The organism is Symmachiella macrocystis, assembly GCF_007860075.1.
Classification (GTDB): domain Bacteria; phylum Planctomycetota; class Planctomycetia; order Planctomycetales; family Planctomycetaceae; genus Symmachiella; species Symmachiella macrocystis.
In genome coordinates this window covers 1,262,501-1,286,081 of the sequence record NZ_SJPP01000001.1, presented here as the reverse complement: position 1 = coordinate 1,286,081, position 23,581 = coordinate 1,262,501, and the positions used below count along the sequence as shown (strand labels likewise).

Below are 23,581 nucleotides of genomic sequence, written 5' to 3'. Positions count from 1 at the left end.
GAGTTTCGTTGACATGTACGAATTATTTCGTACAATGGCCGCTCGATAAGATCGCACTGCCACGGAGACCCGTTAACAATGGCCAAATCCGAAACAAAGCGGCCTACGGATGCCGAGTTGGAAATACTTCGCGTCCTGTGGGACCGCGGGCCGAGTACGGTTCGGGATGTGCTCGATGAACTGAGCCGCACGCGCGACATCGGTTACACCACCGTGTTGAAGTTGATGCAAATCATGACCGACAAGTCGCTCGTAGCTCGCGACGAATCGAACCGCTCGCATGTCTACCGGGCTTGCCACAAACAGGGGCAAACGCAGCGACAATTGGTTGCCGATCTGCTGCAACGCGCCTTCGGCGGGGCCGCCGACAAACTGGTGATGCAGGCGCTGCAACTCAAAAAAGTCTCCGCGGACGACATGGCAAAAATCCGAGAACTCCTTGACGACCTGGAGGACTAGACGATGCAAACGCTGTTCACGTTGCTGGAACATCCACTGACCGACCGCATCGGCTGGACGTTATTGCACTCGGTGTGGCTGTTGGCAATTGTCGGCGTAATCGTTGCCGGCGAATTGTTCGCATTGAGGCGCCATACGGCAGCAGTACGGTACCTTGCCGCAACGACCGGTTTGGCAGTAATGGCGCTTGTGCCGGTTACGGTCTATTTCAACATGACAATCGATTCCCCGATCGCTCGCCAAGTTGGGAATGAATTCAATCGTGATGGGAGCATCGCAGCGCTCGATTCAGAGCCAACGACTGCGAGTCTGCCCGCTATTTTCAATGCCGCTGGGAACGGTGGCGCGGACGTTGCGCCGAGTCTCGCGACGCAGTTCCGCTCGTTACTCCCCGGGGCCGTTTTTCTGTGGGCCTGTGGTGTTGGCCTGTTGTCGCTGCGGCTCATCGTGATGTGGAGATTTGTACAGCGGTTGCGTGTGCGACAGACGACACCGGTGAGCGACGCCGTTCGCGCGGCTTTCGAACGGGTATGCCACCGCATGGGAATTCAGCGACCGGTCGAATTATTGCAGTCGGCGCTGGTCTCCGTGCCGACGGTGATTGGGTGCTTGCGACCGGTGATTTTATTACCCACAAGTTCACTGATGGGATTGGACACCCGCGAACTGGAAGCCATTTTGGCGCACGAATTGGCTCATGTGCGCCGCCACGATAATTTGGTGAATATCCTGCAGAGCATCGTCGAGATCCTCTTGTTCTTCCATCCAGCCGTCTGGTGGCTGTCGCGACGGATCCGCATTGAAAGAGAAAACTGTTGCGACGATATGGCAGTTGGCATTGTCGGGAACAAAGTGGCCTATGCCCGCGTACTGGCCCGCATTGCTGAATTGGGCAGCCGGCCCGTGGGGCTGGCCGCCTCGGCCAACGGCAGCGATTTGGTGGCGCGGGTGCGACGGCTGTTGATTGAATCGCCGGGAGATTCGTCGACCACATCCAAGTGGATCGGCGGGCTGGTTTCCCTGTCGTTGATCGGGTGCTTGGCCATGGTGATCACGTTTTCGACGCACGACTCGCAGGCGGTGGCCCAGACAAAAACTGACGACAAAGCGGAAGCTGAAGAAAAAACAGAACCTGAAATTGAAAAAGACGACCGCCCTGTTGAAGAATTAACCCAGGCGGAACTCGCCGTGCTGGCGGCCGAATATGAACAGCTTTGCGCCTTGTCCAAAGAAACCGCGCTCCTCCGCATCGCGCCTCCCTTCCCCAAGAGCCGCTTGGCGTTTTACCGAGTGAAATCACCCGGGCAGGCGGATGCGATTCCTGCCGGTCCGGATAATATGTTCCTGCATTGGAAGGATGACAAGGTATTGACCTGGGGGATGAGTTTTGCCGGCGGCGATGGGACGAATTTAAGGACTGCGATCCGTATGTTGTTGCGAGTCTATCCTCAGGAGATCATCTGGGGCGATGGCCTGGAGTCTCTCAACATCACTGGCGATTTCGTCGTCAACACCAAAGCCTCCCAACCCCGCATTTTGGCCCGGTTGGAGAAGTTGTTCAATGACCAATCTGAGCAAAAACTTTCGATGAAGTTCCGGGACAAGGAGCGCGATGTCTATGTCGCCGGCGGAGAATTCAATTTCAAACCGATCGATCCGGACAACAAAAGAATTGAAATTTACGGCGAGCGACTCAACACCGATCCGTCACGTGGTGGTGGTGGCAGTGGCAATGTGGACAAGTTTCTTGAATGGGTCGGTATGTGGATCGAGAAACCAGTCCTTGGCGAATTGGAATCGCCGTCCAAAGAACGTGTCAGTTGGCACTACAATCTAGAAAGCTCATTCAATGAGGAACAACGGCGGCAGGCCAAAGATCCCGCGATAGTTTTAAAGCACGTAACCGAACAAACCGGGTTGAAGTTTAAGAAAGAGAAACGCAAATTGCGGACTCTCATCATTGAACGCAAGAAGTAGGGCGTTTTAACTGCGTTGTGCGCGGGTTTCCTGGCCCCGCACCCGGTTATGTTGTGCGCGGGTCTCCCGACCCCGCACCGTCGTATTCACGACAACGGTTCGTGTCCCGTCTCGCGCACAAAGAACAACACCGTCACCAGCGAGATCGCCCCGGTCCCGGTCACCCACCAGGCGGGGGAGATTGGATTGCCGGTCATGGAGATCAATAGCGCTGCGATCAACGGGGTCGTGCCGCCAAATAATCCGATTGAGGCGTTGTAGGCGAAGGCTAGTCCCGTGCAACGGATGGTTGCCGGCATCAGCTCGACGTTGGCTGCGACCACGCCTCCGGCGATCAATCCGACTGCCAGGACAAAACCGATCTCGCCTAAGAAAATTGTCATCCGATCGCTGCTATGCATCAGGTGAAACAAACCGATCGCCCCGAAGGTTAAAATCAAATTGCCGGCGATCATCAATGGGCGGCGGCCGATGCGGTCGGATATCCAAGCTGTAATCGGCAACACGGCCAACAGCACCACCATGCTGGCCGTGTTCAAATTCAGCGCCACGCCTTCGGAAAACTTGTCGACCGATTTCATGTACGTCACGGAATACACAAACGCGGTGTAGTAGCTCACGCCGTTGCTCAAATTGAGCAGTGCCACCTTCAATACGGACAGGCGGTGCTTACCGAAAGTATCCCGCACCGGCCGCTTGCTGGCGCAAGCCGGTGCCTCCGCATGGATGCCGCGGCGAAGTAGAAAGCCGGTGACTGCCACTAACGCGCCCACCAAGAACGGAATCCGCCAACCCCAAGCAATGAGCTGCGAATCGCTGAGCAGATTAGAAACCAGCGCTGCCACGCCCGAACCGAGCAGGCAGCCCGCGGTGGCGCCCCACATGCCCCAGACCGCAGTTTGCGACCGTCGATTTTTAGGGGAATGCTCAGCTAAGAAAATCAGTGAACTGGTATATTCGCCTCCGACGGAAAGACCCTGCACGATCCGCAACAACACAATCAATATCGGCGCTGCCATGCCAATCGTAGCGTACGTCGGTAGCAAACCCATGAGCACTGTCGGAACAGCCATCGCCAACACGGAGAGCGTCAGCGCGTGCCGGCGACCGATCAAATCGCCGATCCGTCCAAACACCAGTCCTCCCAGCGGCCGCACCAAAAACCCCGCAGCAAAAGCGCCAAAGGCAGCGATTACTGACACGGACGGATTGCCGTCGGGAAAAAACAAGCGACCAATCACGGTGGCCAGATAGCCGTACACGGCAAAGTCATACCACTCCATGACATTGCCGATCAGCCCGGCGAGAATCACGCGTCGCTGCGACGTTTCGGGAGCAGCATCGTCAGTCGCAGCGGGAACATCGTCTGTCGGTTCGGCATCCCAAACAGGAGCAGGGCACATAAATTCACGTCTTTCGTGGCTGGGAAAACCGACATTCGCAAGGCGCGCAGGGGGGTGGAATCGCGTCAAAAGTGTAGTCCGCTGATATGCGCGCCGCAATTAGACCGCGATTTCCCAACCCGATCGCTTGGCGTTTCGCACGGCTTATGCAGGTCGTAACAGCCTGTTGGTCAACATGCCGCGCTGTGTGGCTGCATCGACTTTCGGATCACTCAGCAGCGCCATGTTGAAATCCCGTCGCATCAGTCGGGTGGATTGTTTATGGTGTAGTTCGACGGAATCGAATCAAACCGAATCAGCGGGGAAAGCCATGCCTGAGATCGAATGTCTCTGGGAATGTCACGACGGATTGGGCGAAACCCCCATCTGGGTGCCTGCGGAAGAGTCGCTCTACTGGGCTGATCATGTCGGTCCCGCTTTGAAACCGGGCGATGCGCGGCGGCCGACGATTCGGCGATTGAATATTGCGACCGGCGAACGCAAGGTTTGGGAGATGCCCGAACAGGTAGGCTCGTTTGGCTTTCGCGCGGGCGGAGGCATGATCGGGGGAGCGAATTCTGGGTTTTGTACAATCGATTTGCAGACCGGAGCGTTTGCAGCGGTCGCCGATCCCGAACCGGACAAACCCCACAACCGACTCAACGACGGCAAGATCGACCGCCGGGGACGGTATTGGTGCGGCAGCATGAATACGCAGCTCACCGACAAGTCCGCACATATCTATCGTTTGGATCCTGATTTCACCTGCCACAAAGTGGCGGAGGACTTCTCCTTCGTCTGCAGCAACGGAATCGCCTTTGCTCCCGATGACACGCGAATGTACTTCGGCGATACAAAAGGCGGCATGATCTATGTGTTCGATTTCGATATCGACGAGGGCCGCATTCAGAACCGCCGGCCGTTTTACAAAATCGAAGACCCGCAGCCGGCAATTGTCGATGGCGCCACCGTAGACGCAGAAGGGTATTATTGGTTTGCGTTAAATCTGGGCGGCAAAATCCTACGAATCAATCCGCAAGGCCGTCTTGACCGCGAGATTATAATGCCGATCCGCAGCCCCACGTGCGTGACTTTTGGCGGCGAGAATTATGAAACGCTCTACGTTACATCGCAGCAGGCTTTCGTGACCGACGAAGAATTAACCCGCCACCCACAACCTGGCAGCCTGTTCGCCATCCACGGCTTAGGTGTCCGCGGCTTACCGGAACCGCTGTTTGGCGGGTGATGGCAATTTCGTCCAGCGAATTTGACATTTCGAATTCCGCGCCCGTTTTTCGGTAGCGGCCTGTGTTGCGGCGCGTATCATCGGGACATGAGCACAATCCCACTTCCCACTGATGATGAAATGTATCAAGCCCTGTTGCGGTCCGATTCGGAGTATGACGGCCTGTTTTTTGTGGCTGTTAAGACCACCGGGATCTTCTGCCGTCCGACCTGCACGGCGAAGAAACCGTTGCGGAAAAATGTGTCGTTTTTCGCAAACACCACCGATGCGATTGCCGCCGGCTATCGCGCCTGCAAACGTTGCCGGCCGCTGGATGTGGCGGGGCGGACGCCCGCCTGGTTGGACGAGTTGATGGAACGTGTCGACGTCGATCCGCTGCGGCGGTGGACCAATCAGGAGATTCGCGCGCTGGGAGTCGACCGGGCCCGCGTCAATCGTTGGTTCAAAGCCAATCATGGTCTGACATTCCTCAGCTATTTGCGCTGCCGGCGTTTGGCAGGAGCGTTGGCGCAATTGTCGGTGGGGGATGATCCGACGACCGTCGCTTTCGATGCGGGGTACGATTCGCTGAGTGGATTTCGCGATGCCTTTCAAAAATGGTTCGGAACTACACCGGGACAAATCGACAACAGCGGCGCGGTCCTGACCGTCAACCGAATTCCCACCCCGCTCGGCCCCATGATCGCCGCCGCCGATAACGATCATCTGCACTTGCTGGAATTCGCCGACCGGCGGATGTTGGAAACACAGATCAAACGTTTGTCCGCACGATTGAAGTGCCGTTTTCTGCCGGGAGACAATCGGTTGATTGAACAGACCGCTTATGAAGTCACCGAATACTTCGCCGGCAGCCGCCAAGATTTTGACGTACCAATTCGTCCGCTAGGCACGTCGTTTCAACAACAGATCTGGGAGTTGCTGTTGACGATTCCCTATGGTGAGACGTCCAGCTATGAACGCCTTGCCGTGGCGGCGCAAAATCCCCGCGCGCACCGCGCCGTCGGTCGTGCGAATGGCGACAACCGTTTGGCGATCATCATTCCCTGCCATCGCGTGGTGCGCAGTGACGGGCAACTGGGCGGATATGGCGGCGGACTGCGTCGCAAGGAGTGGATGCTGTGGCACGAGCGAGCCATACTGCGAGGCGACTCTCAGGGCTGATAGTGTGTCATTCGGCGCAGCTTTTCGCTGAGAAGGTCGTGAACCGAATCGGAATCGTCGAAGTACACGCCGTACACGACGAAATAAAATGTGTAGTTTTGTTCACGTGCGATAAACATGTTGCCGATCGGCTCGCCCTCGAATTCGACAATGGCAAACTGCGACTCTTCGCCCCAGCTAAACACATCCGAGCGTTGGACCATGTTTGTTTCGCCTTCAGCGAATAGTTTTATCCCCAGTTGCGTTGCTTGCAAGGTTGCCAGGAAAGAAGCATGGGCCTCCGCTTTGTTTCGATCAACAGTCACCGAACAATACAAATACGGTTCCGAATCATCATCGGGACGGTCGTATTCATATTCGAGGTCGTAAGAGCCGTCCAGGAATTTTGTCTTCGAGATCACTTCGCCTTGTTCGTCCGGCACATAGTCCTCGAGCCATTCGGCCAAGTGGTGAATGTCGATGACTGCTTCACGATCTTGGGCCGTGACAGGCATCGGTTGCGCCGCGTAATTGTAGAGCGCCCAGATGCCACCGATGATCGCCAGTACGCCGAATAGCGACAAACCGAGCGCCAGAATTGCCCAAGACTTTTTCTTGGGACCGCGGGAATGGGAGTCCACATCACCGGATGTCGGTAGGAAATCCGCAGACAATCAGAAAACCTTTCGCATCGGAGAGGGCAGTTGACTCAACAAGAACATTCCTGCTTCGTCACAGGCTACCATCTCCCCGACGGGAAATCCACGTTTTCGTGCCGATTGTTGCGCGAGAGCGGCGGCAGCCCAGTCTGGCCGAAGCTGAGATGCTAATCGGCGTGGATCGTATTTTCGACCGAGTTGCAGCAGGCGGCTTCGACTTCGTCGAGCAGTTGGTCGATGCGGAATGGTTTGTAGAGCACCGCTTTGAGGCCCGCTTGCCGTGCTTTGACGATTGAGTGATCGGGATCGTAGCCGAAACCCGTCATCAAAATCACCGGCAGGTCCGATTGGATATTACGCAGTTGACAAAAACATTCATAACCGGTCATGTCGGGCAGGCGAATATCGGCCAGCACCGCGTCGTATTGGAAACTGCGGGTCATCAACAAGGCTTCGTCGCCGTTGTGCGCAGTCTCCACTTCGCAGCCGAAACGGCCCAACAATTCGTGAGCGGCTTCGCGGACGCTGTCGTCGTCGTCGGCGACCAAAATCCGTTTGCCCCGCAATTTCGGCCGTTGCGGTCGCGGGGGCATCGAAGGATTCGAGCCTTTGGGCGTAATCGCATCCCCCACTTTTTGAATCAACTGCTTGATGTCGCGGGTGTGTTTCAAAATCCGCTGCAGCCGTTCGGTCACCTTCGGTTCGTGTCCGATGTAGCGGTCCAATACGCGGGCGGCGTCGTTGATGACTTCATCGACCGGTCGGGCGACTTCTCGCAAAATGGCGTTGATACTTTCGCTGGCGGTCGTCATTTTCTCCGCCACCAACAACTCCAGGGTATTCAAGGCGACGGCCACTTCGCGGCTGAACAACTCCAAGAACTGCAGGTCGTTTTCAGTGAATGCGCCGGGGCGGGGACTTTCGACGTTGAAGGTTCCCAGGATTTGATCATGGAGAATTAAAGGGACGGTCAGCGAACTGCGTGCGTTCGGCGCGCCGGGCAAATACAGCGGGTCGTTGGCCGTGTCTTCGCAGAGATAGCTTTTGCCTGTAGCCGCCACGAAACCGGTCACACCATTGCCTTGAGGCTTGGCATGCAATTCTCGATCGGCCGCTAACTCTTCCATCCCGGAAACAAGCAGCGGTTCCAGCCGCTTTGTCGCTTGATCCACCAAACGGATCTCAACCGTTTCAAATTCCAGGAGATCCTGTGTGTAGTTGACGATTTTTGATTTGAGCAATTCGATGCGATCGTCGACCGACATCTCCAAAATTTCTTGCGGCGCTAAATCACCCAACTCCAACCCGGCCTGATAGATGGCATTGAGTTTTTGTTGTTGCAACGTCTCAGCCGAAATATCACGAACGAGTACCACCACCATGTTCGGCGCGGCTTGTCCCGGCGTGAGGACCGGTGTCGCCTGAACTTGATAGTAAGAGCGCTCGCCAATACGCAATGTACTTTTAGAAGCAGTCCCCGAACCGAGCGCCGTATGAAACGGACAAAAGTCCGGTCCGAGAATGTCGGGGGTTCCAAACACATCATAAAACCCGCGTCCCACGACTTCCGGTTCGTCGGATTCAGCGAGTTGTTGAAAACGTGGGTTACACCACACGATTTCGAGCGATGCATCGAGCAAGACCAGCCCATCAGGAATCTGTTGTAGAATTCCTCCGTGCTGTAACAGCAACGCTGCCGCTGACAGCGCGTCTTTGTCGTCGCAAACTAAACAGACGCCAGAGACATCGTCCTTGCGAAGCTCAGCAAGGCCCGCTTCCATGGAACCAGGGACAATGGGTTCGTACGCACCACGGAGTTGGTCGGCCAGTGCACCAACTTGTTGGTTGTCCTCCCCAAGGATTAACATTCGAGGCGAATGGGCCACTAGATTTCAGCTCCTGAGCGGTACGGCACGCGATTCTAAGAAATTATAGAGCGCCGCAAGACGCGCGGCAAGCCGAGGACGTGCGAAGAGAACGCACCGCGGCAAGCTTTTGCCCCTTGTTTTCCTGCAGTTTTTGAGATAGACGCGACACTGCACAGACAATGACGCTCATCGAGGCCCACAACAGACAACTGAACAGAAACGAGTGCCGGGACTCGCAGATTGACAAATCTGCTTGACGCCCGCCGGTCGCTCCTCGAAACTAACGGTTCGCAATTGAGCTTAACAATAAACTAACGAGGTGCCTTCCCAACCCATTGGGGGACGGAATATTCACAGACTTTCGGACAACCTTGTTGATGCAATCCACTGGAGATAGGTCACTTTAGGATAACCATTTGGTTTTGAGATCCCGATTCCCGTTTCCGGCGGTATTCGCCAGCGGACTGCCACTCTTAACAATGATTCGAAATCCCTTCGTATTACATCGACAGTACCGGTTGAGGTTATCCACTCAGTTCCAGTGGAGTTGCGCGGATTTGCCCGCCCCGTCCCGTAGGTCTCAAATAGTCGCGTTCATTCTCCTGCTGGGGGCAGCGTTTGCCGGGCAAGACGTCCTCGCTGCTGAGCAATCCGCGCGACTTAAAAATGGGGCCGTTATCCGCGGTGAGTTGCGGGGCAAAACGCCCGACACTCTGTTTTTTTCCTCTGCGACCGACGCCCCGCCCGTTCCTCTAAGCCATATCCAATCCATCTCAAATCAGCGGCCGATTTCCACTGTCACCGCTCGGGGCGCCTTGCGGCGGATTACTCTGGTGAGTGGCGAATCCTTCAGTGGTGAGATCGTCCAATGGTCCGCCGCCTCGGTTGGCATACGGTTGGCTGGTGATGACCAAGTTTGCACCATTCCCACCGAAACGGTCGCCGCGATCTTCCAGCCGCAAGGAACGGTGAATCTCCTTTACGAGGACTTTGAAAAGGAACCGCTGCAATGGCCGCCGACCGAAAATCCTCAGCGCGATCCACAGCTCAGCCGGTCGGGAAAATTTAGCCTGCTGATATCCAGCGCAGCGGCTCCGCTCCTTTATAAATTGCCCACACCATTGTCCGCCGGGCAGATCGAATTGAGTTTCCATGACTATTCCTCCCGGGATGCCGGTTCGAACTGGATTGTCGAGTTCCGCTTCGAGACTCAACTTGGCGAACGGGTGCTCCGCGCAGAAATTGGACCCTCACAAGAGACATACGCTCTGAAAGCGCCGCTCGGCCCCCGTTTCAGCCATCAACAACTGCGTCGCACGGCCGGATGGCATGATCTGCGCGTGCAATTCGATTCGCTCGATACCATGGTGCTCATCGACAGCGCCGTGCTTGCCTCCGGACCGGCAATGAAGGGGGTCTTGAAATCGATGCGGATTCTTCCCCACAAGAAAGCAGCAGCGAACGCTCAATTGCGGATTGATGATCTGCGGATCACACGTTTCGTTGCCAGCCAACTGACGGAACTGCGTGCGAAGACGCAAGATGTATTGATCATGGCCACAGGAGATGAAATCTTCGGCACCATTGTGCAGGTCGATGCGACGCAGGTGCGGATACAGGGGAAATTCGGTGCAGTCGACATTCCGTGGAGCGAACTGCGGGGACTGCTCCGCCGCGAATCAGAACCGACATTCCCCGCCGTGTCGGGCGCGGCGGTCCGGATTCAAATTCGCGAGGCTTCCGCAATACCCCACGCGCCTTCGGAGTTCTTAACAGTCGCGCTGGAATCGGCCACAGCCGACGGCGTGACTTGGACGCATCCCCTCTTGGGCCGTCAAACGTGGCCGTGGAAACGAATTCAAAAGATTGAGCCGATGTTTGTCGGCAAGTACCAACTGTTGTTTCCCGGCATACGGCATTTGGGAGATGAACTTCGGCCGCAATTTCGCCGCCCACACCCCAGCTCGGATCCTCTGTCCGTCACATTTGCATTAGACGAACTGCCTGCCTCGCCGGTTTTTGTCAGCCTCAACGTTGCCCAATTGGAACCAGCCGGTCCGCAGACTCCTCCCGGCCGTCCATTTTTGGATGAACTCCGCGCAGGCCACCTCGGTACGTACCTCAGCATCAATGGCCATCCGCAAGTCTCGCTGAACGAGCGAATTGATTTCAGGACCGATGTCGACAAACCGGACCGACTCCGGGTTCCGATTCCCGTCGAAGCCCTACAAGTAGGCAAAAACGTAATCGAAATCCGGCAACGCCCCTCCACGCGCGACGCGACCGATTTCGACGACTGCGAAGTCTCTCACATCGCCTTGGAAATCGAACTCCCCGACAACGAGCAGTGAGTGCCTGATTTTCGTAGGGATGACTGCTGTCCCTTAAGCCCGCCGCTTCAAGCCTTGACCGTTTCGTCCCGCCGCGACTCACTGACTGGTTTCGAGTTTCGCGAGGCGACTTTGAAATTGTTTGGCCAATTCGGGCTGTTGGTGCGCTTCGAAAAATGCAATGCCGCGGCGCAACATGGCGACGCAATAGTCGCTCGGCGAGTTGCCGCGATGCGTGGGAATCGTGGGCAAAAACTGTTGGTAGAATTCGACCAATCGCGGATCGGTTCCCGGTACGGTCGCGCAGATTTCTTCTAAGCGGTCGAGCATCCGCGGTACGTAGCGGCCTTCGTCGGCGAATTTGCTGATCGTAAATGCCAAACCTTCGATCGCTGCTTGTGGTTCATCTGCTTTCACGAGGTCGTCACTCATTTTTAGCCGCGCCTCGCACGCCAAATCGGGACGTCCTGCGGCTTCGTACATGCCGACCAAACGGTTGTATGAAGCGAGGCGGTCTTTGGATTGCGGGTGATGCGCGATCAGGTCGTCAAAAATCGTCCAGGTGAAATCGGGGTAGCCGGCATAGGTTGTAAAGAACAATTCCAACGACCGATCCATCTGTCGCGAATGTTTCTTGGTGATCAAACCCTCACGGGACATCGCGGCGAGCGCGTCCCAGGTTTCGGGAAGCCCCGGACACAAATCGGCGACCTTGCGCAAAAAGACCAATTGCTGTGTGGTATCCATTTCAGCACGTTCACGAATCATCGGATAGGCCCGCATCACCAAGGCCGCCTGCCTGTGGGCCTGCGGGTTGCTGCCGATGACATGCAGTCGTAACTCCAATTCACGATCGGTTATTTTCTGATTCGATTGAGGATCATAGAGTTCGCCGACATAGTATTGATCCATTCGGTATCGACCATGCGAGAGTAATTCAAAGTCGATTGACTCCGGTGTGACCCGTTTCAATTCAATCCACATCACCCAGGCATGGAATCCACCCGAGTTGCCCTCACCCCGCACATAGGCGGCCGGCACACCCAGACTCTTACCGACCCGGGCTGCAAAATCCGCCTGTTGCGCGCACACGCCGCCCCATTCTTTCAAGTTGGCCAATGTATACTCTTTGCCGTCCATCTTGCAGATGCGGTCGTCGGTCTTCAGCATTTCGTCATCGTACGGCACGTCGCTATAGCATTTACCCATGCCGATGCGTTGGGCGAGGTAGTTTGACATCGCCCATTGACGTTCCGCTAGCGGGGTGCGGTGATTGACTAGGTGCGTCAAAAACTCCCACGGCAAATATTGCGCGCGGCCCTGCATGATTTTTTTAGCGTCAACAAAATACCGGAAATTTTCCACAGCCCCCACCAGGTCATCAGGCATCTCGGCATGCACGCGCCGTTGGTGACGTCCATAATCATAAATTCCCCGGCTGTTTTCGCCGTCCCACGTGACGGCAATCGCGATCGCCAAATTGGCATAGGGCACGATCTGTTTGGGGAATTGCTGCTTCAATTCTGCGAACAACCGCAACGCCTGCTCGACATTGTCCGTATCCGGGTTGATGGCCGTATACAGCAGTTGTTTGATATTCGTCTGTTCGTCGAGCCAAGCAGTCATCTCGACATGTTGATCGCCAAAGGCCGCTTGGATCGTTGCTGCTTGAGACTTTTCAAAATTATCCGCATAGGCTTCGCGCAATTCGGGGTACCGTTTGGACACCAACAGGCGTTTGTCCTCGAACAGCTGATACACACGATCATCCAACTCGCTTTGCGCTGTATTACGGACCGGCTGTGTGTCATCGGTGGACGGCTTGGTGTCGGGCTGCGGTTCCGGTTCTTTGGCGGGGAAAATTCCCGTGGCAAACGGAGTTTGCAATTGCGTCGTCAACTGCTTCAGTACCTCGGCGTCGTCTCCTGCATAGACGATGACCAGTCGCTCACGTTGGAAAAAACGCAGGTTCGGTTCCGTCGCCCCCTCGCCGGCCGGTTGGATGGCCTTCTTGATCAGGACCGCTGCCGCCATGCGGGAGACATCTTCGCCAAATTCAAAAACTGTGACCGGTTCGTCATTGAGGGTCACCACTTGGGCCGATCCTTGGATCGGGAGCGGTGAACCGTACTCCTGGAATTGCACCTCGCCGCCGGCGGCTCGCCACTGTTCGAAAATTCGTTCGGTGGGACTGAGCGGCGCGCGAACGTGAATGTGTGCGACTTCCGTGGTTTTCAGCCCTCCTTCGCCTTCGGACGCTTCAAAAATGACGGTGAACTCGCGGCCCTCATCTTTAGACTTGGGGGTCCAGCGAAACTCGCCGGTCGCTGCATCAAACTTTACCTCGGGCGGCGCCCCGTCGGCAATCCGCAGTTCAAGCTTTGCTGCAGGAATATCCGGGTCATGGGCTTCAATACGAAATTCGAGTGGCCGTTCCGAATCCACTGTGAGGATCTCCAGCGGCGCGATCTTGGGTGACTCATTCAGCTCCAGCACCTCGAAGGAAAACGAGACTTCAGCCGGTTTCGCCGATGCATCTTCGGACGAGGCCCGTATCGTGAAGTCATATTCCCCCGGCCCCTGTGCCTCGGACGGCGTCCAAGCGAATGTGCCGGCGTCGGGATCAAGTGTTGCTCCGGGGGGAGCGGTGACGAGTTCATAGCGCACGCGGCCGTTCCAACCCGCCGGTAAGCCGGCGGCGATGGTGAACGAGATCGGTTGCAATTCCTGCACGATTTCGCTGTTCACAAGCGGCAGCGTCAATTGAGCACCATCGGCTCGCATTTTGTAAAACGCGAATCCGCCGATCGCGGAGAGCCCCAGAAGCAACACCAAGACCACGATCGTGCCTTGCGACGATTTATTCGTCCGCCGCGCGGTATAGCTTGATGGAGCGGCATCAAATTCGAGCGAGGATTTGTCCACAACCTTTTCCGGCATCGGTGTCAACTCAATGCCGTCCGCTGCATCTTCCACGACATCGTCCAGTGCCGGGACTTCAACCGGGTGCTCGCAACCGGGGCATTTCATCCGCCGCCCTGCCAAACGCTCTGGAGCATTCAGCGTCTGACGACACCCCTCGCAATCGAAAGTGATCATACCGGTGGCGAGCCTTTCCTCAGATGTGCATCACCGTTGCCCTGAAAACATTACTTCTGCATTATGCCAAACTGATCCGCTCAAACAACCGAGATATGCATAGGAAGTCTGAGGAGAAGGGAAGGGCACCGGACAGCATCACCCCACCAACTCTCAAGCCTGTCCCCTCAAGCCTACTCCACCCACGAGAATTGCTCTTTTCCAAACCGCGGGGTATCGTGCTTCGACCTAGGACACGCATCGTGGAGGATTCGGTGACATGGATTTTCGCAAAATCGGCGTCTTGAATGCATTGTTGGTTTTCGTGCCCGTGGCGATCGGTTTGAAATTCGCCGGTGCTCCAGGGATGTGGGTTTTCATCGTGTCGGGCATTGCCATCGTTCCGCTCGCCGGGTTGATGGGCAAAAGTACCGAGATCCTGGCTGACAAGTTGGGAGCCGGTTGGGGAGGGTTGCTGAATGCGACCTTCGGTAACGCAGCGGAATTGATCATCGCCCTGTTCGCCTTGCACCGAGGCATGATTGAGGTCGTGAAGTCCTCGATTACGGGAAGTATCCTGGGAAACGTGTTGCTGGTCTTGGGGGCCAGTTTTCTGGCCGGGGGACTAAAGTTTTCGCGTCAGAAATTCAATTTCACCGCTGCCGGCATGTCGGCCACGCTGTTGGCGCTGGCGGCGATCGGTCTGGTCGTGCCGGCGATGTTTCACGTCCATTTGGAGTTGTTCCATACCAAGGCCAACGAGCAAACCTTGAGTCTCGAAATCGCCGTCGTGCTGTTTGTCGTCTATGTGTTGATGCTGATTTTTAGCCTGATCACGCACAAGCACCTCTATGCGGGGGACCATGACGAAGGTCCTGTCGATGCGGACGGATTTGCCGCTGTCGAGCCAAATTGGTCCAGCAAAACAGCGCTGTCTGTGCTGGTGGGCGCGACCGTATTTGTGGCGCTGATGAGCGAATTCCTTGTCGGCAGCATCGAGGAGGCCCGGCTGGCGATGGGATTGACCGAAACCTTTGTCGGCCTGATCGTCGTCGCCATCGTCGGCAACGCGGCTGAACATTCCACAGCTGTATTGGTCGCGCTGAAGAATCGCATGGAACTCAGTTATCATATCGCCGTGGGTTCGGCGCTACAGATTGCCTTGTTCGTCGCGCCTGTGCTGGTCTTTGCCGGTTATCTTCCCGGTTTTCCCCGCATGAATCTAGTATTCAGCATGCTGGAAGTCATGGCGATTGTCGTCTCGGTGATGGTAGTGGGGCTGGTCGCCTTTGACGGTGAGTCCAACTGGCTGGAGGGGTTGTTGCTGTTGGCCGTCTATTTGATTTTGGCAATCGCGTTTTTCAATCTACCCGAACCCGAGCCGCACGAAAACGCCCGCGCGGTCATCGAGCAACCGGCGGGCGTGCTGTCTTGGATTTTACCAGATTGCGGCGGTGACTGGCTCCGTCGCGTTTAAAGCATCGACTTGGTTAGGAATGCAGTCCGGCCACTTCCAGTTGGTCGTTGCTGTCCGACAGGTCGAGCATATCCACTTCTTGCAGCGAATCGCATTCGTCCTCTTGCTCAACATCGTTTTCGCGACAAGTCACGGCAGTCAGTTCGTAGCAGCCCCGTCCATCGTCGACGAAAAACTGCCGAAACCACATCATGTCACGGACATGCGCCTGAGCATCATACAGGCGGATGCCGATGCCCCGTTCGTACCAGTCGTAAAGAAGTCCAAAAAATCCGCTGGGAATGTATTTGACCGAACTCATATCAATGCCGACATTTTGATGTTTGGCACCGTCGACCAGCCGAGTGAACATTTCCCGTATCAACGCCAAGTCGGCGCCGTCCCAGATCTCCATATCGCCCATATCCATCACGATGTAGCCGTCACGGGGAAACGTATCGAGAGACTTGTTGGAAACCATTCTTGCCCACCCTGAAAATACCCAAGTTGACTAATTGAATGACGCCGACAAGTTGTCCAAATGGCGTCGGCGTCGTGCCCCTGCTGCCAAACTAGAAGCAAATGGTGGGCCAAAATGCGGCACTGGATGGCAGTTTGTCTGTAAGTCGCTTTTGGGTAACGGCTTGCGTTTTTGGATTTACTCCTGTTGGAAATGGCCTCACAGCTAAGTGTGTTGAAATGCAACAACATTTTGGAAACATACGTCCATAAAAATCCACATACCCACAGCTTCCGCACCGTCCTACGCGATCGGACGGGGCTCCTTGTTTGTAGTCAACGTCAACGTGTTGGATGTGTGAAGCTGGGTGGTTTTCAGAGGTGTTTCAAAATGCAATTCCCGCGCTCGGATCGCCATTGGTAGGCTCTGACGACATCAGCTCAGCGATTTGTCGTTGCTGTTCTTCGCCCGCATCCTTCAAACCGTGAATGACACCTTGGCGTCGCTCTGGGGCATGGTTTTGGCTGAGTTTCCATGCTCCTTCGATACGCTGAATATCAAAATCGAAGCCCACAATCGCATCGAGCAGACGGTCGATGAACTCCGCATCAGCGTCTCCCAGTGACCAAGGCGTTTTTGACTTTGCCTCATAGGACTCCACGGAATCGCGAACGATTTCCAATGTTCGGTCGCGATTGTCGTTGAGCCGGAATGTACCGTAGGCATGAACCGCTATGTAATTCCAGGTGGGGACGGCGTTTTTGACGTGATACCAAGAGGGAGAGATATAGGCGTGCGGGCCGGTGAAAATCGCCAAAACCTCTTGGCCATCCGCTTGCTCCCAGTGCGGGTTCGCCCGAGCCATATGCCCAATCAAACGTCCGTATGGTCCTGTGCTGCGATCTAAAAGCAACGGAAGGTGTGAGGCAACCGCCGATGGTTTGGCCACGGATACAAGTGTCGCAAAGCTGTTTTGCACCATAAAATCATGCAGAACAGTTGTATCCATCTCTGCAAATGCCGGCGGAACATACATCGATCGAGCCTTTTCGTGCCAAGGAAGACTCTTAAGGAGACAAATCGGTCGCGGATGCGGTTCGCAGGGCTTGGCCTTTAGGTTAACCGTTTGTTGGCGATTGGATGGGAGTTGTTGTTTTTGTGAGCCATCGCTGGCTAGAGTGCGTATTGGATGTGATGAGGAACGATCGTGATTCCGTAGCCTTTGAAGTTGGGGAGTGCACAGAAGTCGGAATACCGCGAAGCTCAAAACTCGCTATTCGACACCGCCTATCAATTGTGATGGCCCGTTTTTACATTTAGCATGCCTGTTGCGGCACTCATTACCATCTGTTGTACGGTGATTTGCATTTTCACGTGCTCGTCGTTCAGAACTGCAAAACATTGTTCGCTGTTTATTGGCAATTTCGAGTGCAATCGCATTGTCGCAGCATCAAACCGTCCGCAGGTCGTTTTGTAAATCTCTCCGTCTTGTTCAACACCCTCGCAGTCGAGTGCACGATAGTCGTTAGTGGCGACAATAAAGTCTTCTTCGGTAGTCCTGATCGCATGGCGGGTTGGAGTTCGCTCGATCACAACCATTTCACCTTTGCGAGTTCCTGTGACCAGAAGTATGCAATCAGACGAGATCACCTGCGTAGACAAAGCGTCAACCGCATCTTGAAATGTCTCGGATTCTTGACAAACTTTGCGAATCAGGAACGCAACCGAGGTTGCCTCTTGCATCGGCTCATCGGACAAAACCGCATTGAGCGTCACGGCGAATCGCCCAGGGGCTATTCCTGACAGGACGCCGACGCTTCCCGGCCAACTAACTGAGCGAAATCGAGTTGTATCGTCGTTGTTCATGAAATTGACGATTGTCGTAAACTCTGACAAACAATTGCTATGCGAAAACCAATCCATATTGCGTGCATGGATTGGGCCGTTCTCGGTGTTGACCGCAAATGCCGTACAGCCAAGCAATCGTTTGACGAAATCGTAGTACAAATTGGCAGCTAGGGTTTCGGCAAAATCTACGTCCAATTGCGTTGCCAAACCTTCGATCTCTGCAGTGAACTCTGGATTAATTCGCTTTAGTGCATGTGTTAAAATGCTGTCTCGGTACTCCGCGATGCCCCCCACCTCATCGACTGAAAGGCGGATCAATTCCTTAGCCCATTGATTTTGCTGCCTGGATAGCCGCCACCGTTTTCGGGGGAGATCTGCGATCTGTACTGTGATTTCAGAAAACATAGTATTGCCCTGTTGGTGAGTATCGGAGGGGCAGCATTCTGCTTGGAGTATTCAGCGCGTGGCCGTTTTTCTAGCGATCGGAAAAGGGCGCTGAGACATTGCTCTTCTGACAGGCTCACGGCTAAATAGTTCACGGATTCGTTATTTGCCGGGCTTCCGTGGTACTCCACAGGCAATTTTCATAGCTCAACGATAAAGCGTCGCCGAGCTGCCCAGGGTGCGGGCGATGAGGTCGTGCGTGATCACGCCGACCACGGCGTCGGCTGTGTGTTCGCTGCCGTCGCGGAAGACCAGGGCCACGTCGGCGCCTGTGTCGTCTAAATCGGCGAGTACGTTCGTCAACGAACTTGATTCCTCCACGAAGACGCAGCTTTCCCCCGGTTGAACACCGCGAACCGTGTTGCCTTCGCACTGGATCACAAACGTTCCGGCGGGGGCTGCTTCCGTGGGTACGGTGTCGTTGTTGGCTGTCGTTGTGGAAAACTCGGTGGACATCGCTTGTTTTGCCGTCAATGCGGCGGGCATATCGGACATCAGGCCTTCGGGGACGTTATGCCCGCGGCGGAGCAGCTTTAAGGTGTAAATACTCGGTGACGAAATCCGCTTGCGGACTGTCCAGGCAATACCCACTGTGAGCAGAATCGGCACGACCGCATCGAGATCGCGGGTCATTTCGAACATCATAATGCTGCCTGTGGCGACAGCGCCTGTGGTCCCACCGATCATGCCGGCCATGCCGGCGACGGCGAAGATCGAAGGTTCGACGGGAAATCCAGGGTCGATCCAACGCACGATCGTGCCGAGGCAGCCTCCCAGGCAGGCACCGATGAACAGGCTGGGGGAGAAGACGCCTCCCGAGGCTCCGGACCCTAACGTCAAATTCGTCGCCACCAATTTGAGCGCGACCAACAGCAGTAGAAATCCGGGCGCTTCGAGAGTGTTCTGTAGGACATCCTGCACCGTGGCGTAGCCAACACCTTGTATATAGTAGTGGCCGGCTTGATTCATCAGCAGCCACATGATCACGCCCACAGTGAGCATGCCCAGCATGTGCCGCGTGTAGTAATTGCCGGGCATTTTGTCGAATAGGTCTTCGGTCCAGTAGATCGATCGCACAAACAGGGCCGAAGCCAGGCCGATCACGATGCCGAAGACAACCAAGAGCGGAAACATGGCCCAAAACAACGGATGTCCCGAGGGATGTTGAATGGTGGGGACATCGAATGCCGGGTTCATGCCCAAGAATTCGCGGCCAATCCAGGTTGCCACCGCTGTGGCGATGAAGACCGGTAGCACCGATTTTGCGCGGACCGAGGTCATCATCAATTCCATCGCAAACAGCCCGCCACCGATGGGGGTATTAAAGGTGGCTGCAATCCCCGCTCCACCACCGGCAGCGATCAAGGTCACGCGTTGGTGTGTCGGCATGGGAATGAGTTGGCCGAGGGAGGATCCAAAAGCGGCGCCAATCTGAATAATCGGACCTTCGCGGCCGACTGAACCGCCACTGCCAATGGAAAGCGCCGAAGCACACGATTTGACAGCCGCCACGACAGGGCGAATCGCCCCTTTACCGTAATAGACAGCATCCATCACTTCGGGAACGCCGTGCCCCTTGGCTTCGGGAGCGAACGTTTTTACGAGAAAGGCAACGCCGACAGCACCGATCACAGGCACCAGGATGATCCAGGCACCCCAGGGAGCAGGGGTGGGGGTATGGATATTGGCGTCGTATTGGTAGGAGAACGTGCCCAAAAACAGCAGATTGTGGACGATAGCGATCATGCCCCGGAAAATGACCGCTCCAAAACCGCCAATTAATCCGACCGCCACAGCGAGCAGCGCCATAATCCAGATTGATAAGGGCTTGGGTGTCGTCGAATCAGCAAGATTGGTCATTCAGGCAATCCCTTTGGCAAAGCCGCGTCGCAAATTGCGGCGACGCAAATGGTTCCCCGCAACTCCTTCGTCGGTGAAAACAGAGTAGCGACAACGGCGTGCCGCGAACGCACTATACCGCATCATCCCCAATGGTGCGACGGTTTTCATTCAAACGGAATCAGGCAAGCCGCGCACCGTAAATTTGCCCGCCAGTGGCACCCGTGATTGGGGCGACTGAGTAGATATGACTGAATGGGACGTTGCGGAGCGAATCTCGCAAGCATCGATGTGGGGGACATGCTGTCGGGTTACTGCGTGACCGGTTCTTCGTCCGGATCCACTGCCTCCGACCAGTTTCCTCCCAGGTCGACCAACAGGCGTTCCACCGAACTCATTTCCTCGCGCTGCTCTAGAACTGACCGTGCTAAGGCGGGTTTGTCGGTGATTAGATTGTCGACGCCGCGGCCGATCATGGTCGACATCATGAGTGGATCATTCACCGTCCAGGCAAAAACCTGCTTATCACGATCGTGAGCGGTTTGGATGAAGCTCCGGTCAGCCATATTTAGATTGACGGCAAAGAAATCCGCGTCCAGCCGCGTCAGGTCTCCTTTGGCAACAGCTGTCAGCAGTCCCACGGTCCATTGCGGGCGGAGCGACTTCATCTTGGCCACCATCGATTGTTCCAGCGACATGACAATAATGTCGTCCTGCATACCATGTTCCTCAACAATCTTGGCGACGCGTTCTTCCAGGCGGTCGTTGTGGCCGTAGAATTTCAACTCGATATTTACGCGAATATTGCCTTTCGCCAGCGACAAGACCTCGGCCAGGGTCGGGACGCGCTGTTCGCTAAACTGTGGGGCAAACCAACTTCCGATATCCACTTTGCGGAGTTCCTCAGCCGTGGCGTCCCAGATTTTCGTTCCCGGTCCGCCCAGCTTTTTGAGGTCGCTGTCATGCACCACGACGACCACGCCGTCGCGGGTTTCCTGTACGTCAATCTCGGCGTAATCGGCTCCTTCGTCGATGGCGCCTTGGATCGAAGCCAGTGTGTTTTCCGGAGCGGCGGCAGAGGCGCCACGGTGAGCAGTGATTAAAGTATCCTCCTCGAATTGAACGCTTTGCAGCAATCCTGCCCCGATACCGCCGGCAACGAGCAGTGCCAACAGTGAGCCAAACACGATCCGTCGCCGTGTCAGTTTCAGTAGAAAGCGCCCCGCGCTCGACTCTTCCTTGTAGGTGACCTTTGCGGTTTTGTGGTCTTTGCGATCCAGCGTTTGATAGAGCCCGACGAGCATGACGGCAAACGTGGTGGTGCTTAAAAGTGTCGAAGCGAAGTTGACGACCGCACCCAGCAACAAGATCCCGCCGGTGGCGATCAGCACTAGTGCCAAGACGCTCCCCGCTCCAATGATCAGCAGAGTGCCGATTCCTCCAACGATAGCCGCTGCGACCAGTGAAATCCCGAAGTTGGCGGCCCCCCAGCCGATGATCCAAGCCACGATCGTCTTACGGCGCCCGGCGGCCAATTTGCCGCTCAGGGAGAGGGCTTCGGAGGGAGAAACATGCTCGAAGAGTAGCAAGGGCAGGGTGTAGATCCAGCCCGACAGAATTCGCAGAAACACAGCCAAGAAAGCCGCGCCAATCACGGCCCCCAAAGCGAGGGCCGCTAAGAATTGCGGCGGTTTCTTGGTGAGGTAGAAGTTGATGTCGTATTTCGTGAGCAAGCTCCAGTAGACGATCCCGGCGACGACCAAAAACGGGACGGCAGCCAAAATGGTCCAAATGACCATGCGACCGGTGAGTTGCAATACCGGCCACGCATGACCGGCGGCAAATAACAGTGCTTGGCGGGTCGTTAGCCGTTGGGAATCGGTGCGGAAAAACACGACTGCCGCTAAGGCGGATTGCTCCAGTGCTAGAATCGCGATCCAGATTGCACCGACGACAACAATCGCAATTCCACCGGTCGGGCTTAAGACGAAGGCCAAGATGTCTTGGTCTGCGAGAACTTTCCGTCCGGAGATGGCGACAAATCCGCGAAACAGCGCAGCTACAATTGGCACTAGCGCAACAAAGGCCAGCACCTTGAAGGCGACGTCGGTGACGGCCAAGCAGGACCAATTCTGACGAAACAAGCGAATCAAGTTGCGAAGTTGCGGGGATGTCGGGTTCTTCAAAACGAGTTTCCTAGTGATGTGGTCGTAGTGGGAGCGGAGGTTTTCAGGGACTGTCGTGTATTATGGAGGGATGTGAGGCAAAAAACGAATGGAAACTGGTTGGTTTTTGGGCAGCACGTCCGGGGAGGTGGTTTTTGATGAGCCTAGGGAGCTGCCCTCTCGCGATTTTTTAGGGAGAGCTGAGTGAACCTAGGCGAGGAGTTCTGTGTCTTAGCGTTGCTCCTGCTGGGCGAGAGGTGGTGGAGAAATCGGGTTATGCTGCTTGTTGAGCAGATGGAAGAGCCCAATTTTAAGTTTTTTGGTTTGAAGCTGGTGAGGCCAGTTGACAAATTATGGGGGGGCGATATATTGGCTCCCCCACCAGTAAGTCATTGCTTTCAGCGTTCGCGCTGAGGCCGCTGGTTTACTGGTATTTTCGGTCCAGCAACGTGCTGGACGGCTGATGTCCAGGGCGTATAGCTCAGTTGGTTAGAGCGCAGCTCTGATAAAGCTGAGGTCCGTGGTTCGAATCCACGTACGCCCACTCTCACCTGCGATGTCCTCACTGGAGAGGTGCTGGCTTTTTGCTGGTCAGGTGCCCTGTTGACAAGGCGCGGGGAAGTAGCTCAATTGGGAGAGCGCCGCCCTTGCACGGCGGAGGTTGCCGGTTCGAGCCCGGTCTTCTCCATTTGAAGTTTTCGCTGACTGTTTTGGACTTCACAAGATTTTCAAAAAAGCGAGCTTCGGTGACTTGCAACCAACCGACTGGGTTGGTAAAGTCTCACTCGACTGACGCAGCATGGCGACACCGGAACCGGTGCCGCCATGTCGCCTCAGGCGAAACGGATTGATCTTTGACAATTTGGTTTAATGACAAGATTGGCATCTTTATAAAATGCGATTCCGAGGCAATGTGTCTGTCAACGTGATGGGCATCATTGTTCTTATTTCGTGTTAGTTTTGTTCTTAGGATATTTGGCGAACGCAGTGTTGGAATGTCTGCTGGCTGCAGTGTGTAGTTGGGAGGCAGGAATCATTGTGGTCAAGCTACTAAGGGCATGTGGTGGATGTCTAGGCGCTAGAAGGCGATGAAGGGCGTGGAAGGCTGCGAAATGCCCGGGGGAGCTGTCAAACGAGCTTTGATCCCGGGATTCCTGAATTACTGTACACTGAATCCATAGGTGTGCAGGGCTAACGCGGTGAACTGAAACATCTAAGTAACCGTAGGAA

General features: G+C 55.5%; 15 protein-coding genes, 2 tRNA genes and 1 rRNA gene (1 of these 18 only partly in view). 9 read left to right on the top strand and 9 right to left on the bottom strand.

Annotation, left to right across the window (positions count from 1 at the left end; genetic code table 11):
• Positions 1-78 precede the first annotated feature (78 nt).
• On the top strand, positions 79-459 hold the full coding sequence (locus CA54_RS04950) for a BlaI/MecI/CopY family transcriptional regulator (RefSeq protein ID WP_146369731.1): 381 nt from the start codon (positions 79-81) through the stop codon (positions 457-459).
• A 3-nt stretch (positions 460-462) separates the two neighbouring features.
• The gene (locus tag CA54_RS04945) at positions 463-2,436 is read left to right on the top strand and encodes a M56 family metallopeptidase (RefSeq protein WP_146369730.1); all 1,974 of its coding nucleotides are present in this window, start codon (positions 463-465) and stop codon (positions 2,434-2,436) included.
• Between the two features lie 86 nt (positions 2,437-2,522).
• Here the strand turns inward: CA54_RS04945 and CA54_RS04940 are convergent, their stop codons facing one another.
• Entirely contained in the window at positions 2,523-3,839 is a 1,317-nt protein-coding gene (locus CA54_RS04940) for an MFS transporter (protein ID WP_146369729.1), read from the bottom strand.
• A gap of 310 nt (positions 3,840-4,149) precedes the next feature.
• On the opposite strand from CA54_RS04940, the gene CA54_RS04935 reads away from it, so the two are divergent.
• Both CA54_RS04935 and CA54_RS04930 read left to right on the top strand, forming a co-directional pair.
• The gene (locus tag CA54_RS04935; protein ID WP_197532212.1) at positions 4,150-5,064 is read left to right on the top strand and encodes an SMP-30/gluconolactonase/LRE family protein; all 915 of its coding nucleotides are present in this window, start codon (positions 4,150-4,152) and stop codon (positions 5,062-5,064) included.
• 87 nt (positions 5,065-5,151) lie between these two features.
• Complete coding sequence (locus CA54_RS04930) at positions 5,152-6,225, top strand: bifunctional transcriptional activator/DNA repair enzyme AdaA (protein ID WP_146369727.1); 1,074 nt, start codon at positions 5,152-5,154, stop codon at positions 6,223-6,225.
• Here the strand turns inward: CA54_RS04930 and CA54_RS04925 are convergent.
• Positions 6,216-6,878 (bottom strand): hypothetical protein, encoded by a 663-nt coding sequence (locus CA54_RS04925; RefSeq protein ID WP_146369726.1) that lies wholly within the window; start codon positions 6,876-6,878, stop codon positions 6,216-6,218. The genes CA54_RS04930 and CA54_RS04925 overlap by 10 nt on opposite strands.
• Before the next feature lie 152 nt (positions 6,879-7,030).
• A complete protein-coding gene (locus CA54_RS04920; protein ID WP_146372275.1) occupies positions 7,031-8,731 on the bottom strand; it encodes a hybrid sensor histidine kinase/response regulator in 1,701 nt (566 codons plus the stop codon).
• A 557-nt stretch (positions 8,732-9,288) separates the two neighbouring features.
• On the opposite strand from CA54_RS04920, the gene CA54_RS04915 reads away from it, so the two are divergent.
• Complete coding sequence (locus CA54_RS04915; protein ID WP_146369725.1) at positions 9,289-11,082, top strand: hypothetical protein; 1,794 nt, start codon at positions 9,289-9,291, stop codon at positions 11,080-11,082.
• 78 nt (positions 11,083-11,160) lie between these two features.
• On the opposite strand, the gene CA54_RS04910 is transcribed toward CA54_RS04915, so the two are convergent.
• Entirely contained in the window at positions 11,161-14,160 is a 3,000-nt protein-coding gene (locus CA54_RS04910; protein ID WP_146369724.1) for an Ig domain-containing protein, read from the bottom strand.
• Between the two features lie 259 nt (positions 14,161-14,419).
• Here CA54_RS04910 and cax point away from each other — a divergent pair, with 259 nt between their 5' ends.
• Positions 14,420-15,616, top strand: a complete 1,197-nt coding sequence (gene cax, locus CA54_RS04905) for a calcium/proton exchanger (RefSeq protein ID WP_146369723.1) — start codon at positions 14,420-14,422, stop codon at positions 15,614-15,616.
• A 13-nt stretch (positions 15,617-15,629) separates the two neighbouring features.
• On the opposite strand, the gene CA54_RS04900 is transcribed toward cax, so the two are convergent.
• From CA54_RS04900 to CA54_RS04880, 5 genes are all read right to left on the bottom strand, one after another.
• On the bottom strand, positions 15,630-16,076 hold the full coding sequence (locus tag CA54_RS04900) for a hypothetical protein (protein ID WP_146369722.1): 447 nt from the start codon (positions 16,074-16,076) through the stop codon (positions 15,630-15,632).
• A gap of 364 nt (positions 16,077-16,440) precedes the next feature.
• Positions 16,441-17,091, bottom strand: coding sequence for an FMN-binding negative transcriptional regulator (locus CA54_RS04895; RefSeq protein ID WP_146369721.1), 651 nt, complete (start codon positions 17,089-17,091; stop codon positions 16,441-16,443).
• A 254-nt stretch (positions 17,092-17,345) separates the two neighbouring features.
• Positions 17,346-18,308, bottom strand: coding sequence for a C45 family autoproteolytic acyltransferase/hydolase (locus tag CA54_RS04890; protein ID WP_146369720.1), 963 nt, complete (start codon positions 18,306-18,308; stop codon positions 17,346-17,348).
• A gap of 186 nt (positions 18,309-18,494) precedes the next feature.
• Entirely contained in the window at positions 18,495-20,207 is a 1,713-nt protein-coding gene (locus tag CA54_RS04885) for a chloride channel protein (protein ID WP_146369719.1), read from the bottom strand.
• A 290-nt stretch (positions 20,208-20,497) separates the two neighbouring features.
• Positions 20,498-22,372: a glycerophosphodiester phosphodiesterase gene (locus CA54_RS04880; protein ID WP_146369718.1), complete on the bottom strand. Its 1,875-nt coding sequence runs from the start codon at positions 22,370-22,372 to the stop codon at positions 20,498-20,500.
• 449 nt (positions 22,373-22,821) lie between these two features.
• Here CA54_RS04880 and CA54_RS04875 point away from each other — a divergent pair.
• The 3 genes from CA54_RS04875 to CA54_RS04865 form a co-directional block, all read left to right on the top strand.
• Positions 22,822-22,895, top strand: a tRNA-Ile gene (locus CA54_RS04875).
• Positions 22,896-22,966: 71 nt separating this feature from the next.
• Positions 22,967-23,039, top strand: a tRNA-Ala gene (locus CA54_RS04870).
• Positions 23,040-23,391: 352 nt separating this feature from the next.
• Positions 23,392-23,581: ribosomal RNA gene (locus CA54_RS04865) — 23S ribosomal RNA — on the top strand; it runs 2,724 nt beyond the window's last position.

Excerpts from the sequence above, each read along its gene's own strand:
- CA54_RS04950 (WP_146369731.1), top strand. The coding sequence starts at position 79 with ATGGCCAAATCCGAAACAAAGCGGCCTACGGATGCCGAGTTGGAAATA.
- CA54_RS04945 (WP_146369730.1), top strand. The coding sequence starts at position 463 with ATGCAAACGCTGTTCACGTTGCTGGAACATCCACTGACCGACCGCATC.
- CA54_RS04940 (WP_146369729.1), bottom strand. The coding sequence starts at position 3,839 with ATGTGCCCTGCTCCTGTTTGGGATGCCGAACCGACAGACGATGTTCCC.
- CA54_RS04935 (WP_197532212.1), top strand. The coding sequence starts at position 4,150 with ATGCCTGAGATCGAATGTCTCTGGGAATGTCACGACGGATTGGGCGAA.
- CA54_RS04930 (WP_146369727.1), top strand. The coding sequence starts at position 5,152 with ATGAGCACAATCCCACTTCCCACTGATGATGAAATGTATCAAGCCCTG.
- CA54_RS04920 (WP_146372275.1), bottom strand. The coding sequence starts at position 8,731 with ATGTTAATCCTTGGGGAGGACAACCAACAAGTTGGTGCACTGGCCGAC.
- CA54_RS04910 (WP_146369724.1), bottom strand. The coding sequence starts at position 14,160 with ATGATCACTTTCGATTGCGAGGGGTGTCGTCAGACGCTGAATGCTCCA.
- cax (WP_146369723.1), top strand. The coding sequence starts at position 14,420 with ATGGATTTTCGCAAAATCGGCGTCTTGAATGCATTGTTGGTTTTCGTG.
- CA54_RS04900 (WP_146369722.1), bottom strand. The coding sequence starts at position 16,076 with ATGGTTTCCAACAAGTCTCTCGATACGTTTCCCCGTGACGGCTACATC.
- CA54_RS04895 (WP_146369721.1), bottom strand. The coding sequence starts at position 17,091 with ATGTATGTTCCGCCGGCATTTGCAGAGATGGATACAACTGTTCTGCAT.
- CA54_RS04890 (WP_146369720.1), bottom strand. The coding sequence starts at position 18,308 with ATGTTTTCTGAAATCACAGTACAGATCGCAGATCTCCCCCGAAAACGG.
- CA54_RS04885 (WP_146369719.1), bottom strand. The coding sequence starts at position 20,207 with ATGACCAATCTTGCTGATTCGACGACACCCAAGCCCTTATCAATCTGG.